General features: G+C 70.7%; 13 protein-coding genes. 7 read left to right on the forward strand and 6 right to left on the reverse strand.

All coding sequences use genetic code 11. From position 1 onward, the window contains the following. Positions 1-14: 14 nt before the first annotated feature. Positions 15-1,595, reverse strand: coding sequence for an acyl-CoA mutase large subunit family protein (locus tag A6A29_RS02425; protein WP_073718228.1), 1,581 nt, complete (start codon positions 1,593-1,595; stop codon positions 15-17). Between the two features lie 249 nt (positions 1,596-1,844). Between A6A29_RS02425 and A6A29_RS02430 the strand changes: the two genes are divergently transcribed. Further along, the gene (locus A6A29_RS02430) at positions 1,845-2,852 is read left to right on the forward strand and encodes a L,D-transpeptidase family protein (protein WP_385730735.1); all 1,008 of its coding nucleotides are present in this window, start codon (positions 1,845-1,847) and stop codon (positions 2,850-2,852) included. A 274-nt stretch (positions 2,853-3,126) separates the two neighbouring features. Here the strand turns inward: A6A29_RS02430 and A6A29_RS02435 are convergent, their stop codons facing one another. The 5 genes from A6A29_RS02435 to A6A29_RS02455 form a co-directional block, all read right to left on the reverse strand. Further along, positions 3,127-4,272: a hypothetical protein gene (locus tag A6A29_RS02435; RefSeq protein ID WP_073718229.1), complete on the reverse strand. Its 1,146-nt coding sequence runs from the start codon at positions 4,270-4,272 to the stop codon at positions 3,127-3,129. Further along, positions 4,272-5,003, reverse strand: coding sequence for an RNA polymerase sigma factor (locus A6A29_RS02440; RefSeq protein ID WP_073718230.1), 732 nt, complete (start codon positions 5,001-5,003; stop codon positions 4,272-4,274). Before A6A29_RS02440 ends, A6A29_RS02435 begins: the two co-directional genes overlap by 1 nt. 283 nt (positions 5,004-5,286) lie before the next feature. After that, the gene (locus A6A29_RS02445; protein WP_073718231.1) at positions 5,287-5,880 is read right to left on the reverse strand and encodes a hypothetical protein; all 594 of its coding nucleotides are present in this window, start codon (positions 5,878-5,880) and stop codon (positions 5,287-5,289) included. Positions 5,881-5,971: 91 nt separating this feature from the next. Beyond that, positions 5,972-6,802: a DUF4328 domain-containing protein gene (locus A6A29_RS02450; protein ID WP_073718232.1), complete on the reverse strand. Its 831-nt coding sequence runs from the start codon at positions 6,800-6,802 to the stop codon at positions 5,972-5,974. Between the two features lie 136 nt (positions 6,803-6,938). Next, entirely contained in the window at positions 6,939-8,561 is a 1,623-nt protein-coding gene (locus tag A6A29_RS02455) for a beta-N-acetylhexosaminidase (protein WP_073718233.1), read from the reverse strand. Between the two features lie 479 nt (positions 8,562-9,040). On the opposite strand from A6A29_RS02455, the gene A6A29_RS02460 reads away from it, so the two are divergent. From A6A29_RS02460 to A6A29_RS02485, 6 genes are all read left to right on the forward strand, one after another. Then, complete coding sequence (locus tag A6A29_RS02460; protein WP_073718234.1) at positions 9,041-9,589, forward strand: 2-oxo-4-hydroxy-4-carboxy-5-ureidoimidazoline decarboxylase; 549 nt, start codon at positions 9,041-9,043, stop codon at positions 9,587-9,589. Positions 9,590-9,838: 249 nt separating this feature from the next. Next, on the forward strand, positions 9,839-10,219 hold the full coding sequence (gene sdhC, locus A6A29_RS02465) for a succinate dehydrogenase, cytochrome b556 subunit (RefSeq protein ID WP_073718235.1): 381 nt from the start codon (positions 9,839-9,841) through the stop codon (positions 10,217-10,219). 5 nt (positions 10,220-10,224) lie between these two features. After that, complete coding sequence (locus A6A29_RS02470; protein ID WP_073718236.1) at positions 10,225-10,701, forward strand: succinate dehydrogenase hydrophobic membrane anchor subunit; 477 nt, start codon at positions 10,225-10,227, stop codon at positions 10,699-10,701. A 30-nt stretch (positions 10,702-10,731) separates the two neighbouring features. Continuing rightward, positions 10,732-12,486: a succinate dehydrogenase flavoprotein subunit gene (gene sdhA / locus A6A29_RS02475; RefSeq protein WP_073718237.1), complete on the forward strand. Its 1,755-nt coding sequence runs from the start codon at positions 10,732-10,734 to the stop codon at positions 12,484-12,486. Further along, positions 12,486-13,262, forward strand: coding sequence for a succinate dehydrogenase iron-sulfur subunit (locus tag A6A29_RS02480; RefSeq protein ID WP_073718238.1), 777 nt, complete (start codon positions 12,486-12,488; stop codon positions 13,260-13,262). The genes sdhA and A6A29_RS02480 overlap by 1 nt, the downstream gene beginning before the upstream one ends. A gap of 139 nt (positions 13,263-13,401) precedes the next feature. Then, positions 13,402-13,995 carry a hypothetical protein gene (locus A6A29_RS02485; RefSeq protein WP_073718239.1) on the forward strand — a complete coding sequence of 198 codons (594 nt, stop codon included), beginning with the start codon at positions 13,402-13,404 and terminating at the stop codon, positions 13,993-13,995. The last annotated feature ends 14 nt before the right edge of the window (positions 13,996-14,009 follow it).

Raw genomic sequence — 14,009 nt, forward strand, 5'->3', positions numbered from 1 at the left:
CAGTACGGGAGACGTCAGAAGGCGTCGGTGGGTACGTACGTCCCCCAGACCTGCCGCAGCGCGTCGCAGACCTCGCCCACGGTCGCCCGTGCCCTGAGCGCGTCCTTCATCGGGTAGAGCACGTTGTCCGTGCCCCGTGCCGCCTCCTTCAGCCGTACCAGGGCCGCGTCGACCGCGCCCTGGTCCCGTTCCGCGCGGAGCGTGGCCAGCCGCCGGGCCTGCTGGGCCTCGATCTCCGGGTCCACGCGGAGCGGCTCGTACGGCTCCTCCTCGTCGAGCCGGAAGCGGTTGACGCCGACGACGACGCGCTCGCCGCTGTCCGTCTCCTGCGCGATGCGGTACGCGCTGCGCTCGATCTCGCCCTTCTGGAAGCCGTGCTCGATCGCGCTGACCGCGCCGCCCATGTCCTCGACCCTGCGCATCAGATCGAGGGCGGCCGCCTCGACGTCGTCCGTCATGCTCTCGACGACGTACGACCCGGCGAACGGGTCGACGGTGGCCGTGACGTCCGTCTCGTACGCGAGGACCTGCTGGGTGCGCAGCGCGAGGCGGGCGGACTTGTCGGTGGGCAGGGCGATGGCCTCGTCGAAGGAGTTGGTGTGCAGCGACTGCGTGCCGCCGAGGACCGCTCCCAGCCCCTGCACCGCGACCCGGACCAGGTTGACCTCGGGCTGCTGGGCGGTGAGCTGGACGCCCGCGGTCTGGGTGTGGAAGCGCAGCATCAGCGACTTGGGGTTCTCCGCGCCGAACTCCTCCTTCATCACCCGGGCCCAGATCCGGCGGGCGGCCCGGAATTTGGCGACCTCTTCGAGGATCGTCGTACGGGCGACGAAGAAGAACGAGAGGCGCGGGGCGAAGTCGTCGACGTCCATGCCCGCCGCCACCGCGGTACGGACGTACTCGATGCCGTCCGCGAGGGTGAAGGCGATCTCCTGCGCGGGCGAGGCCCCGGCCTCGGCCATGTGGTAGCCGGAGATCGAGATGGTGTTCCACTTCGGGATCTCGGCCTGGCAGTACTTGAAGATGTCCGCGATCAGCCGCAGCGAAGGCGCCGGGGGGAAGATGTACGTGCCGCGGGCGATGTACTCCTTGAGCACATCGTTCTGGATGGTGCCGGTGAGCCGGTCCGCCGGTACTCCCTGCTCCTCGCCGACCAGTTGGTAGAGCAGGAGAAGAAGCGCGGCGGGCGCGTTGATGGTCATGGACGTGGAGACCTTGTCCAGCGGGATCCCGCCGAACAGGACGCGCATGTCGTCCAGCGAGTCGATCGCGACCCCGACCTTGCCGACCTCGCCCGAGGCGATCGCGGCGTCGGAGTCGTGGCCCATCTGGGTGGGCAGGTCGAAGGCGACCGACAGACCCATGGTGCCGTTGGCGATCAGCTGCTGGTAGCGGGCGTTCGACTCGGTGGCGGTGCCGAAACCGGCGTACTGCCGCATCGTCCACGGCCGCCCGGTGTACATCGTCGGATAGACACCGCGGGTGAAGGGGTACGCGCCCGGCTCGCCGAGCTTCTCCGCCGCCCGCCAGCCGTCGAGTGCGTCCGGCCCGTACACCGGCTCGATGGGCAGCCCCGACTCGGACTCACGCGTCATCTGCTGTACCTCCCCTTCAAGCTACCTACTGGTAACAAACCTCGCGACGGACTGTAGCGGCGGCCTCGCGACCGGTGGAGAGCCATCGGCTGGGACCTTGCTCACAGGACCCGGTCCGGTCTGGACGCGCCGTTCCCATCATGCGCAGGATTCGGCAACCGGGCAGGGCGGGAATCCGTCCAAGGAGACACCGGAACCACCGGGCGAGGCAGGGGGCCGAGGATGACGGACAGCGGCGGAACAACCGGAATGGACGAAAGGGACGGACGGGGCGGGCAGGACCGGCGGCGGGCGCAGGACGGCCGGGGTGGAAGCGGCGGGCGCGGCGGCGCCTCGTCCGGCCCGCGCGGTCGACGTCACCGGGGAACGCGCGCCGCCGCCACCGCCGCGGTCGGGATGCTCGCCGTCACCGCGCTGGCGGCAGGCTGCCGGGCCCAGACCGCCCAGGGTACGGAGCCGACGTCACCGCCCGCCGCGCCCTCCGGCAGCCCGACGGCGAGCGTCTCCCCGCGCCCGTTCGCCACTCCCTCCGACGACGCGAAGCCGGGCGACGCCGCCACCGGAACGCCCTCGGCCGACACCTCGCCCGAGCAGGAGCCGAGCACCGCCGCGCCGACGCCGCGGCCCGCGGCCCTGATGAAGACCGGGTCACAGGGAGGGCAGGTACGGGAACTCCAGGCCCGGCTCCGCCAGATCGGCCACTTCAACCGCACCCCCACCGGCTACTACGGCACCGTCACCGTCACGGCCGTCGAGTCCTTCCAGGGCAAGCGGGGCCTCGACCGCACCGGCAGCACCGACGCCGTCACCTGGCAGAAGCTGCTGGGAATGACCCGGAAGCCGACGGCCGAGGAACTGGACCCGCCGACCGAACGGCCCGTGACCAAGCCGGACGAGCGCTGTATGACGGGCCGGGTCCTGTGCATCAGCAAGAACAGCCGGACCCTGTCGTGGATGATCGACGGCCGGGTCGTCTCCTCGATGGATGTGCGCTTCGGCTCGGAGTACACCCCCACCCGCGAGGGGACGTTCAAGGTGTACTGGAAGTCCCGGCACCATGTCTCGACGCTCTACGACTCCCCGATGCCGTACGCGATGTTCTTCAGCGGCGGCCAGGCGGTGCACTACTCCTCGGACTTCGCGGCCCGCGGATACAGCGGCGCCTCGCACGGCTGCGTGAACGTCCGGGACGAGGGGAAGATCGCGGCCCTGTTCGGCGAGGTGAAGAACGGCGACAAGGTCGTCATCTACTGGTAGCGGCCACGGCCGGCCGCTGCCGGAGGAAAAGAGGCGCGGACGGGACCGGGGGAACGTGTCCCGCCCGCGCCATTGCGCCGAGCCGAAGGTACGGGGGGAACCCCGGCTCAAGCGCTGCCGATGACCAGTCGGCTCACTCCGTACTGCGTCCCGCCGCCGAAAAACGTCACACCTTATCGGTGGGGCCTTCGCGAGCGAGGGGAAAACCGCAGGTCAGCGGGGCGAAGGTACGTTCCGGAACAAGGCGCTACGGGCGCTACGGGGTCTACGGGGTCTACGGAGCCAGGGACGCGTTGGCCGTGCCGTCGCCGGCACCGGCTGCCCCACCGGCCGCCCCACCTGCCGACACGCCGTCCGAACCCGCGCCCGTGCCGATGCCGGGACCCGTGGCGGCCTTCGGCGCCTGGGTGCGGAACGAGATCGACGGGAGCGAACCGCCGCCGCCCTCTCCGTCACCCTTCCCCGGGCCGGCACCGTCGCCGTCGCCGTGGCCGTTCCCGTCCTCCTCGTCCAGCAGCCGGTCGCAGAACCGCTTCAGGTTCTTCTCGCCCTTGGCCAGCTCGATGAGTCGACGCCTGCTGCTGTCGTTGAGCTTCCCGTCGCGGTAGGCCCGGCATGCCTTGACGGACTTCTCGTACCACTTGCCGGAGGTGGCGTCGCCGGAACCGTCGGGCAGGTCCTCGGCGTCGGCGTCCTCCTGCGTGCCGTCCGTGGGCCGGGCGTCGTCCTCGCGGTGCTGGTCCCCGTCGCCCGCGGCGGTGCTGTCCCCGGTGCCCGCACCGTCATCCGTGCGCCGCCGGTCGGTGTCGTCCTCTCCGGCGTCCCTGCCCTCGGGTGAGTCGGAGGGGGTCGGAGCGGTGCCCGGGGCGGACGGGGAGGAGGTGCTGCCGGAGGTGGCGTCGCCGTCCGGCAGCCCGGACCCCAGCTCCCTCGGCGACGCGGCCGAGGAGACGGAGGCCGCCGGTGCCGGGGAGCCCAGGCCGCCGAAGGTCCCGGAAATCACTCCGGTCCCGGCCGCGACGGCCACCCCGCCGAGGGCGCAGCCCGCGAGCGAGACGGCCAGGCCGAAGCGCACGGGACGGCTCCAGCGCGGGCGGCGGGCCGTCGCGGCGGACACGGCGCCGATCCGTACCGGCTCCAGCAGTCCGGGCTGTCCATGGGCCGCCGCCGTACTGGGTCTCTTCGCGGCGCGGCCGTTCGCCGCGGTGCCGTGGGCGGCCTGCCGGAAGGCGGCCAGCACCGTGTCCTCGCCGGGCAGTTCACCGCCGTGCGAACGGGCGGCGGTCCGGGCGTCGCCCAACGCCCGGCTGAGCCGCAGGGCTTCGGTACGGTCGTGATCGTCGACGGGTACGACCGGTTCGCCGCGGAGCAGTCTCTCCGCCGCGTCCTGGTCAAGCCACTCGTAGTGCTCGTCGGCCATCACATGTCCTTCTGCGTCCACGGACGCGAATGCGTCACACCGGGAGTAACACCGGCGGGCGCCACCGAACCATTACGGCCGGGGCGCTGCGCGGGCAGGGCGCCGAGCTCCACTCCCCCGGCTCCGCCCTGACCTGCACCGTCGTCCGGGGCCGGGCCCGGGTCGGCCACCGCTCCCGGATGGTCGGCGCCGAGCAGCTCCGACAACCGCTTCAGGCCACGGTGCGCGGCGGTGCGTACGGCGCCGGGACGCTTGCCCAGGGTCCGCGCCGCGCTCTTCGCGTCCAGGCCGACGACCACCCGCAGCACGACGGCCTCGGCCTGGTCCTGCGGCAGCTGGGCGATGAGCGACATGGCGCGGTCGGTGGCCAGCGCCTCGATGGCGTCGCCCGCGGTGTCCGAATCGGCGGGCCTGGCGGCCAGTTCGGACTCGTCGCCGCCTATGGCGGGGCGCCTGCTGCGCATCCGCAGATGGTCCAGGGAGCGGTTGCGCGCGATCCGGGCCGCCCACCCGCGGAACCGGTCGGCGTCGCCGCTGAACCGGTCGAGGTCACGGGCTATCTGCAGCCACGCCTCGGACGCCACGTCCTCGGCGTCCGGCTCCCCGACCAGTGTCCGTATGTAGCCCAACAACCGTGGCTGCACCGCGCGGTACACAGCACGGAAGGCGTCCTCGTCCCCGTCCTGCGCCGCGAGCACCGCGGCCGTCAGCTCCGCGTCGTCCCCCAGCACTCCCTCAACCCGCCCTGCTGTCCTGAATCGCAGCTGGTCACCACTGCTGCGCCACTCTGCGCGACTCAGCACGCTACGTGCTCGGCGGGTGTCACGTCCATGGCTTGTACAACCCGCAACAGTTCACTGACACAGCGCGGTGTGACAGAAATCGCGGTGGCGGCGCTGAGATGAGTACGGGGTCGTGCTGCGACCCCGTGGAAGACGACCGGGGCCTCTCCTGTGGGGGGTGGCGGCCCCGGTCGTCGTCCCTCGGCCTCCACCCCGGCCCGGCGACGGACCGTCAGCCCTGCCCCCTGGCCCGGCGTGACATCACCGCACGCAGCACCCGTCGGCCCTCGGTCGACAGGACCTGCGCCCGGTGCAGTCCGGCGCCGCTGCCCGGCGTACCGGCGGTCTCCGCGAGGATCTCCAGGATCTGTATCTGCCGACGCAGCTCCCCCGCCACGAGCGGGCCCGCGCCGTCCTCCTCCCCGGCACGGCAGCGCTTCAGCAACTGCTCGTCCTCGTACGCGTCGTACCGCGCGGGCTCCTCCGCCGGGGAGTCGCACCGCAGATGGATCTCCAGGGCGACGAGCGAGCAGGCGTCGGCCCACTCCCGCAGCGGTACGGCGGTGAAGTCCGAGGGGGCCGCGTCGAGCAGGGCGCGTACCCGTGCGCCGGTGGCGTCCGCGTTGCCGTCGGCCGCTGTCGCGGTGCGGGCGGCCGTGAGCCGGGTGGCCCATTCCCGCCCGTCCTGGCAGCTCGCCCAGAGCGGGCGCAGCGGTTCCGGTCCCGCCGCCGGGTCGAGCGGTGGCAGGCAACGGTCCAGGCAGGCGAGCCCTGCGGCGGCGAGCGCCCGCTCGTCGGCCTGCGCGATCAGTTCCAGCAGACTCATTCGACGTCTCCCTCGGTCGTACCGCGTACTGCGCCGGGTGGCTGAAAATCGTCAGTTGCGGCGACAGAGTACGGGTGACGTACGGGTGACTTCAGGCCAGGTGTCTGCCACCCCGTGCCACCTGCGCGGACATCGGCATCGAGCCGAGCGCGGCCCGCTCGCCCTGCATCCGGGTCAGCCGGCGGACGAAGAGCAGGGCGAGCACCGCGGCCACGATGCCCACCACGTCGGACGCCACGACCAGCGTGGCCGCGTCCACGGTCTCCTGCGGCAGCGTGGCCGTCGAGTAGCGCCTGGAGGCGTACCGGCCGAAGAGCATCCAGCAGACCCAGGCCGCCCACCACAGGTGGAGCGGGGCGCGGGAGACGGTGCGCCCGCCGCCGTCGGTACGGGTCCGGGCGCTGGCGGTCCAGACGCCGGCGGCGACCCGGTACGGCAACCAGAGGTTGCCGAACGGCACGAACCAGCCGCCCACGGCCCAGCCCGGCCGCATCGTGTGCGCGCTCGCGTCGAAGATCTCGGCGTTCAGCCGCACCCGGCGGAACCAGATGATGAACACGACGGCGGTGGCCAGCAGGGTCAGCACCTGCGCGCTGCCGGCGAAGTAGTACAGCCGGTCCGCCCGGTCGGCCTCGTCCAGGCGGACGGCCAGGAAGCCGTCGTCGAGGCCCCCGGCGAGCAGGAAGCGCATGTTCAGTCCGGCGGCCACGGCGAGCAGGTCGGTCGCGATGACGGCGCAGAGCAGCACGACGACGGCTTTCGAGAGGCCGAGGGGTGATCCCAGCCGCCCGCCGGACTCGCCCGGCGGCACGGCGTCCGCCGCCATCAGTCCGTCCGGCGGCGCCGGACGGGTGCCGGAGCAGAAGGTGCAGCGGCCGTCGGCGGTGACGGCCGTTCTGATGCGGCAACTGGTGCAGAGCATGATGCGGAACCCCCCAGGGCACGAACGAGGATGCGTGGACCTCGCTCCCCTCCCCAGGGCGCGCGGCAAGCGGAACGTATCTCCGGTGCTCCGGGCTGTCCACGGCGTTCCCCGTCGGCACCGGTGCCCGGAACGCTCAGCCCGGCGCGTCGATCTTTTCGGCCAGCTTCTGGAACTGTGCCCAGCTCAGCGCGGGCTTCCGCGGATCCCAGAGCTTCTGGGCCGTCGCCCGCAGCGGCATCCGGATGCCCTGGGCCACCTGCTGCGCGGTCTGCGCCCGCGGCAGATCGCCCCAGACCGCGAACCTGCCGCCGAGGATCTGCTTCGAGTAACGGGTGGGCACGGGCCGGGTACCGCGCAGGACGAGGGGGGTCCACTGCTCGTAGATCCGCTTGCCGGTCGGATAGACGAAGGTGTTGGGCTGGCCGAGTACGTAGTAGAGGAATTCGTCGTTGAGGTTCACCACCGGGCGCCCCTCGCCCAGGTACTCCTCCGGCGGCCGGGCGCCGATCTCCTTGCCCGTCCAGTACTCGACCTCGATGTCCTTGTCCGCGTGGACGGTGCCGCCGCGGAAGAAGCCGTCGTTCCACGCCTTGGCCGTGCGGCCCTTGGCCCGGACCACCGCCGCGCGGTCGTTGAGCCAGCCGGTGGCCAGGTCCTTGATCGTGGCCTGCGCGCCGTACTTCTGCCGGGCGGCGGTGAGCAGCTGCGGATACGAGGCGGCGGGGTCCCGCACCGTCAGCGCGCGGTACTCGTCCGCGCCCAGCTGCCAGTACGCGCCGCCGAACAGTTCGGTGTACTCGTCGAGGAGTTCGTCGATGAGTTCCGCCGAAGCCGGCTTCGAGATGTCGATGGACCCGGTGGACACCACCCCCTGCGCGTTGCGCAGCTGGAGGTCGGGGTAGGCGCGCAGTACGGCACCGAGGTGGCCCGGTGAGTCGATCTCCGGGACGACGTCGATGTGCAGGCTCGTGGCGAGGCCGACGATGCGGCGGACCTCGGCCAGGGTGAGGTGCTCGGGCGAGACGATCTCGGGGTGCGACTCGGACGCGATCCGGAACGCCTGGTCGTCGGAGAAGTGCAGGCCGAGCTGGTTGAGCTTGAGGTCGGCCATGTCACGCAACCGGGCCTCGATCCAGCCCGCGCTGTAGTACTTGCGCGCGATGTCGAGGTTGAGGCCGCGCTGCGGCCGGTCGGGAGCGTCGCTCACGACGCCCTCCGGCATGGTGCCGTCGGCGCGCAGCGACTGCTTGAGGGTGCGCGTGCCGTAGAAGACGCCTGCCTGGTCGGGCCCGCTGATCCTGACCCGCCGGTCGCGGGTGGTGAGGGTGTACGACTCCGGGGCGCCCTTGCCCGGCGTACCGAGGGCCAGTTCGACATCACCGGCGCGGGCGGCGACGGCGCCCCGGTAGCGGATCTTCAGCTCCCCGGCGAGCAGCCGCGCCTCGTCCGCCAGCACTTCGCTGCCGTCGGCGACGACGACCGTGCTGTCGGGTCCCGGCTTCCAGCCGGGACCCCGGGCGGCGGTGTGCTCGCGTACGGCGGGGATGGTGCGGGGCGCCTCGGACAGCGGGTAGCTGCGGGTGGGGGACGGTGAGGCCGAGGGCGAGGAGGAGGTCCGCGACGACGCCGCGTCGCCGGTGGACGCCCCGGGGCCGGAGTCGGAGCTGTCCGGCCAGACGACGACAACGGCGAGGGCGACGGCGGCTGCGGCCGTGACGGCCGCACCGGCCACGAGGGCACCACGTGGGGGCGACATCGGTCAGAATCCTCCGGATCGGGGGCGGTGGGGGAAGAAGCGAGAGAAGGCGTGGAGAGGGGGACGGAAGGACTTATTGGGGCATTTACGCTCATCATTCACCCATCGGCCGTCGCATGTCGGCCGAGCGACGGACGGTCCCGGACTCCCGACGTCGCACGCCGCCCCCTCACCGGCGGGCGCTCACCGCACGACACCGGGCGTTGGCGTCCGCGCCGTCAGGTGTCCATCACGCGTTCCGAAACTCTCCCATCCGGGTGATTTTCCCCGCGTCCTGCGGACGGCCGTCGCCCGCTCTCGCTAGCGTTGGAACACATTCGTCCCTCCCTTCACTCTGACCCCACGTGCAACCTCGTTGCCCTCAAGCCCCTCTCCAGGGTCACAGATGTCGTTGATTCGAGGAGTCCACGCTGTCCAGGTCCAGCGAGCCCCACGCCGGCCTGCCGAAGCGATCACCGCAGCCGGCCGGGCGGACGGCCATACCCGTCCAGTGCCGCGGCCAGGCACCCTCGCCCGCACCGGTCCCGGCGCCGCCCGGCGACCACGCGACCGGTCTCGGCCGTCTCAACGCCGCACCGCGCGCCTCCGCCGAAGCCGCCCTGCTGGAGTGCTGCGGCAGCCGCCGCTGGGCCCAGCGGATGGCCGCGCATCGCCCGTTCCCGGATCTCGACGCCCTGCTCGCCGCCTCCGACGAGGCGGGCTACGACCTGTGCCCCACGGACATCGCCGAGGCACTCGCCGGGGAGCGCGCCCCCTGTCTGCGCCATGACGCGCCGCGCGCCGCCCATCTGGCGCTGCGGGCCGCGCACGCGGCGTACGAGAGCCGCTTCGGCCATGTCTTCGTGATCGGCCTGGACGCGTCCCGCCCCTCGCGGCAGGTGGACCAGATGCTGGCCGGCATCCGGACCCGGCTGGCGCACGACCCGGACGAGGAGCGGGCCGTGACGGCGGACGAGATGCGACGACTCGCCCGGGGCCGCATCATCGAGCTGGTGACGGCCGCGGGCCGGGACGACGGCCCGTTCTAGCCACCGGGCCGGGCCGTGGTGCGACGGCGGTCCGAGCCGCCGCGACGGCCCGAGCCGGGTACGTTCCTTTTCGTCCGCTCTAGCCCGTCCGTGCCTGTTTGATTGCCACTTTGATCACACCAGAGGCCCCGGCGCGAACGAACCGACAAAGCGTCGCTACGATGGCCGGGGCCGGTGGACCGTACCCGGCCGGGTCAGACCGACAGTCAAGCCGGCCGACCCCAATCCCCGCTCCCGGAGGGTTCTTCCGTGCCGGCTGGAACGCTGTACCGCGGCCGGGAAGGCATGTGGTCCTGGGTGGCTCATCGAGTCACCGGTGTCCTCATTTTCTTCTTCCTGTTCGTACACGTCCTGGACACCGCTCTTGTCCGTGTCTCCCCCGAGGCCTACGACGAAGTCGTGGCCACGTACAAGACATGGCCTGTCGCGCTCCTCGAATACGGCCTCGTGGCCGCGATTCTCTTTCATGCGCTGAACGGTCTCCGCATCGTCGCCGTGGACTTCTGGGCCAAGGGCCCGCGCTTCCAGAAGCAGATGCTCTGGACCGTGCTGGGCATCTGGACCGTGCTGATGGTCGGGGCCCTGTACCCCGTTCTCGGCCACGCCGTACGCGAACTCTTCGGGAGCTGAGGCCCATGTCCACCGAGACCTCTTCCGCGATCGGTGACGTCGAAGGCGTGAGCCTGTACGACGTCGACCACCCGGCCCCCGTGATCGAGCCCCCGCGCAAGCGGACGGGCAAGACCCCCAAGGGTTCGCGCACCAATTTCGAGATGTACGCCTGGCTCTTCATGCGCCTGTCGGGCATCGTCCTGGTCGTCCTGGTCATCGGCCACCTGCTGATCCAGCTGGTGCTCGACGGCGGTGTCTCCAAGATCGGCTTCGCCTTCGTGGCGGGCCGCTGGGCCTCGCCGTTCTGGCAGGTCTGGGACCTCACGATGCTGTGGCTCGCCATGCTTCACGGCGCCAACGGCCTCCGTACGGTCATCAACGACTACGCCGAACGGGACAACACCCGCTTCTGGCTGAAGATGCTGCTGTACACCGCCACGGTGTTCACCGTCCTGCTGGGCACGCTGGTGATCTTCACCTTCGACCCGAACATCCGCTAGGCGCCGGGACAGAGGGACCAGAGGAAAACCATGCAGATCCACAAGTACGACACCGTCATCGTCGGCGCCGGCGGCGCCGGCATGCGCGCGGCCATCGAGTCGACCAAGCGCAGCCGTACCGCCGTGCTGACGAAGCTGTACCCGACCCGCTCCCACACGGGCGCCGCGCAGGGTGGCATGGCCGCCGCGCTCGCCAACGTGGAAGAGGACAACTGGGAGTGGCACACCTTCGACACGATCAAGGGCGGCGACTACCTGGTCGACCAGGACGCCGCCGAGATCCTGGCGAAGGAGGCCATCGACTCGGTACTCGACCTGGAGAAGATGGGCCTGCCGTTCAACCGCACGCCCGAGGGCAAGATCGACCAGCGCCGCTTCGGCGGCCACAGCCGTAACCACGGCGAGGCCCCGGTCCGCCGGTCCTGCTACGCCTCGGACCGCACCGGCCACATGATCCTCCAGACGCTGTACCAGAACTGCGTCAAGGAGGGCGTGGAGTTCTTCAACGAGTTCTACGTCCTGGACCTCCTGCTCCAGGACGTCGACGGGGTCAAGAAGTCCGCGGGCGTCGTCGCCTACGAGCTGGCCACCGGCGAGATCCACGTCTTCCAGGCGAAGTCGGTCATCTTCGCCTCCGGCGGCACCGGCAAGTTCTTCAAGGTGACGTCGAACGCCCACACCCTGACCGGTGACGGCCAGGCCGCCGCGTACCGCCGCGGTCTGCCGCTGGAGGACATGGAGTTCTTCCAGTTCCACCCGACGGGCATCTGGCGCATGGGCATCCTGCTGACGGAGGGCGCCCGCGGTGAGGGCGGCATCCTCCGCAACAAGGACGGCGAGCGCTTCATGGAGAAGTACGCGCCCGTCATGAAGGACCTAGCGTCCCGTGACGTCGTCTCCCGCTCCATCTACACGGAGATCCGTGAAGGCCGCGGCTGCGGTCCGGAGGGCGACCACGTCTACCTGGACCTCACCCACCTGCCGCCGGAGCAGCTGGACGCGAAGCTCCCGGACATCACCGAGTTCGCGCGTACGTACCTCGGCATCGAGCCCTACACGGACCCGATCCCGATCCAGCCGACCGCGCACTACGCCATGGGCGGCATCCCGACCAACGTCGAGGGCGAGGTGCTGGCCGACAACACCACCGTCGTCCCGGGCCTGTACGCCGCCGGCGAGGTCGCCTGTGTCTCCGTGCACGGCGCCAACCGTCTGGGCACCAACTCGCTGCTCGACATCAACGTCTTCGGGCGCCGGTCGGGCATCGCCGCCGCCGAGTACTCCGCGAAGAACGACTTCGTCGAGCTTCCCGAGAACCCGGCCCAGCAGGTCATCGACCAGGTCGGGCGGCTGCGCGACTCCAACGGCACCGAGCGGGTGGCCGTGCTCCGTCTGGAGCTGCAGGAGTGCATGGACGCCAACGTGATGGTCTTCCGCACCGAGCAGACGATCAAGACGGCGGTCGACAAGATCGCCGAGCTGCGCGAGCGCTACCTGAACGTGTCCATCCAGGACAAGGGCAAGCGGTTCAACACCGACCTGCTGGAGGCCATCGAGCTGGGCAACCTGCTCGACCTGGCCGAGGTCATGGCGACCTCCGCGCTGGCCCGCAAGGAGTCCCGCGGCGGCCACTACCGCGAGGACTACCCGAACCGCGACGACGTCAACTTCATGCGCCACACCATGGCGTACCGCGAGGTCGCGGACGACGGCACCGAGTCGATCCGGCTCGACTACAAGCCCGTCGTGACGACCCGCTATCAGCCGATGGAGCGTAAGTACTGATGGCTACCCCGACACTGGACAAGGCCGGCCCCGCCGACAAGCCCGAGGCGGGCTTCGCCGACTCCCCGTACATCACGGCCACGTTCCGGATCCGCCGCTTCAACCCCGAGGTGTCGGACGAGGCGCAGTGGCAGGACTTCCAGATCGAGATCGACCCGAAGGAGCGTGTTCTCGACGCCCTTCACAAGATCAAGTGGGATGTCGACGGCACGCTGACCTTCCGGCGCTCCTGCGCGCACGGCATCTGCGGCTCCGACGCGATGCGGATCAACGGCAAGAACAGGCTCGCCTGCAAGACGCTGATCAAGGACATCAACCCGGAGAAGCCGATCACGGTCGAGGCCATCAAGGGCCTCACGGTCCTCAAGGACCTCGTGGTCGACATGGAGCCGTTCTTCCAGGCGTTCCGCGACGTCATGCCCTTCCTCATCACCAAGGGGAACGAGCCGACCCGCGAGCGTCTGCAGTCCGCCGAGGACCGCGAGCGCTTCGACGACACCACCAAGTGCATCCTGTGCGCCGCGTGCACGTCGTCCTGCCCCGTGTTCTGGAACGACGGGCAGTACTTCGGCCCGGCCGCGATCGTCAACGCGCACCGCTTCATCTTCGACTCGCGCGACGAGGGCGGCGAGCAGCGCCTGGAGATCCTCAACGACCGTGACGGTGTGTGGCGTTGCCGCACGACGTTCAACTGCACGGACGCCTGCCCGCGTGGCATCGAGGTCACCAAGGCGATCCAGGAAGTGAAGCGTGCGCTGATCACGCGTCGCTTCTGACCTTCCCGGTCCACCGGCCGTACCCCAAGAGGCCCCGTTTCCCGCAGTGTTGCCACGGGAAGCGGGGCCTCTTGCTGCGCTGTCCGGGTGTGGACGGTACGGTCATGCGGAGCTGAAGACCGAAGAGAACGGGGATCTCGTGACCGAGCCCAATCCGTACGCGGACGACTCATACAAGTGGGGCCCGCCCCAGCAGCCGGGCCACCCGCCCACCGTGGCGGACGGGCAGGGTTACGGGTATCCGGCACCGGGCGCGGCTCCCGCGTACGGGTATCCGCAGCCCCTGCCCGACTCCGCGACCCAGCCGGGTCCGGGGTACGGCTATCCGGGTCCCGGCCAGCCGGCCCCCGGCCACCACCTCCCGGTGCAGCAGGGCATGCCCGGCGGCGGGGTGCCGATGCTGTCCTTCGGCGACATCACCGTCATGAACGACTCGATCGTGACGCCGTCCGGGACGATGCCCCTCAAGGGCGCCGTGTGGACGGCGACCGACATGTCGCGCACGGAGGAGAAGATCCCGCCGGTCGCGATCGTGCTGGCGATCGTCTTCGCCCTGCTGTGCCTGATCGGCCTGCTCTTCCTTCTGATGAAGGAGAAGAAGACCACCGGCTTCATCCAGGTCACGGTCACCAGCGGGGGCCGGCACCACTCGACGATGATCCCGGCGATGGGTCCCGAGACGTTCCCCATGGTCATGGCGCAGCTCAACACCGCCCGTTCGATGAGCGCCTGAGTCTGCCGGGACGC

This window comes from Streptomyces sp. TSRI0281 (genome assembly GCF_001905125.1).
GTDB lineage: Bacteria > Actinomycetota > Actinomycetes > Streptomycetales > Streptomycetaceae > Streptomyces.